This is a genomic window from Trabulsiella guamensis ATCC 49490, assembly GCF_000734965.1.
Taxonomy (GTDB): Bacteria; Pseudomonadota; Gammaproteobacteria; order Enterobacterales; family Enterobacteriaceae; genus Trabulsiella; species Trabulsiella guamensis.
This window is the reverse complement of sequence record NZ_JMTB01000235.1, coordinates 1-397: the sequence shown is the minus strand read 5'-3', so window position 1 is coordinate 397 and position 397 is coordinate 1. Positions and strand designations below refer to the sequence as shown.

Genomic DNA, 397 nt, shown 5'->3' with positions numbered 1-397 from the left:
CGTTCTCCGGCACGGCGTCATCGTGAAACCGATGTCACCGCTAAAGTTCGCCATGTCTGGCACCAGATGCATGCGGATGGCTTTGTGCATGACGGCAGCGACAGCGCGCTTGACGCGTTCGTGGCAAAAATCACTGTCAGACTCAACCACGGCAAGGGGATCGCCAGTCTGGCGTGGTGCCGTGGCGATACGTTGATGACGGTGCTGGAAAGCCTGAAACAGTGGCATCTCCGCGAGATGACCGCAGTGCTGTCACCCCGCGACCTGGCCTTTCTTGATCATCGTGGTTACAACGCCATTAACGACCTGTTTACCCGCAAGGTAAGGAAGGTACGCGTATGACTGACCAACAGCACGATCTCTTCGGTGATATCCAGGATGACAGTATCCTGGATAG

Annotated in this window: 1 protein-coding gene; it reads left to right on the top strand. The window is 56.2% G+C overall.

Annotated features, from left to right (window positions below):
* Nucleotides 1–342, top strand: a 342-nt coding sequence (locus tag GTGU_RS23720; RefSeq protein ID WP_038163934.1) for a phage protein GemA/Gp16 family protein, incomplete at its 5' end; no start/stop codon positions are given.
* Nucleotides 343–397 lie beyond the last annotated feature (55 nt).